Below are 461 nucleotides of genomic sequence, written 5' to 3'. Positions count from 1 at the left end.
AACGGGGAGCCTTCCATCGCTGTGCTCAGCACGTCGCGAGCTCCTGCAATAACTCAACACAACTTCACTCTGCTACACATTATCTGACGCATCACGGAACGGTGAACCTGAACCGACACGCAGGGACTTGTTTAAAAAATGAATAAAAACAGAGAAAAAGTGACAGAAGAGGCGTGAATGGCGCAGAAATCAGCACGTTCAAAAATTGAGTTGTTCAGGAAAGAATTTATGACCCATGCCCGACAAGCGGGTGGGAGCTTTGCCACAGTTGCCGATCGTGAACGGATTGCCCGGCAGTTTCTTAACTTTCTCAAGGAGAAAGGCATTAAGCTCCGGCAGATGGACAGCCTTAAAGTCAAATATATTGAACGCTATATTGTAGAGCGAAAGGCCAACTCTATCAGCCACCGGACTCTGCAAAATGAAATGTCCGTGCTGAGAAGCGTTTTAGCGCAGGCCGG

General features: G+C 48.2%; 1 protein-coding gene. It reads left to right on the top strand.

All coding sequences use genetic code 11. The features are described 5' to 3' along the window. Positions 1-177 precede the first annotated feature (177 nt). Positions 178-461, top strand: a 284-nt coding sequence (locus tag AB204_RS20225) for a phage integrase N-terminal domain-containing protein (RefSeq protein WP_047965180.1), incomplete at its 3' end; no start/stop codon positions are given.

The organism is Xenorhabdus khoisanae, from assembly GCF_001037465.1.
GTDB lineage: Bacteria > Pseudomonadota > Gammaproteobacteria > Enterobacterales > Enterobacteriaceae > Xenorhabdus > Xenorhabdus khoisanae.
The sequence above is the reverse complement of the archived record's forward strand: the minus strand, read 5'-3'. Positions and strand labels throughout refer to the sequence as shown.